Below are 261 nucleotides of genomic sequence, written 5' to 3'. Positions count from 1 at the left end.
ATCCTGACTATGATATAACGACAGAATTCAAAAACCAAACGGGCAGTAAAAAGGCTGATGGCGCGATACTCAAAGACGGTCATGCTATTGGCGTGATTGAGCTAAAAGGTATGAATACCACTGACCTTAGCAAAATTGAGCAGCAAGCTTTTGGCTATAAAAACAATCAACCTAAGTGCCGCTATGTCATCACCTCTAACTTTCAAAAGCTACGTTTGTATATCGATAATGCGGTTGAGTTTATAGAGTTCAATCTATTCA

1 protein-coding gene is annotated in these 261 nt (G+C 39.1%); it reads left to right on the top strand.

Going from position 1 to position 261, the window contains the following annotated elements; genetic code table 11:
• Nucleotides 1-261 (top strand): hypothetical protein (locus AAEY78_RS13685; RefSeq protein ID WP_352339892.1); only part of this gene is annotated, 261 nt, incomplete at both ends.

Source organism: Psychrobacter sp. 16-MNA-CIBAN-0192 (genome assembly GCF_040309565.1).
Taxonomy (GTDB): domain Bacteria; phylum Pseudomonadota; class Gammaproteobacteria; order Pseudomonadales; family Moraxellaceae; genus Psychrobacter.
Note: the sequence above shows the minus strand (reverse complement) of the source record. Positions and strands in the feature narration are given on the sequence as shown.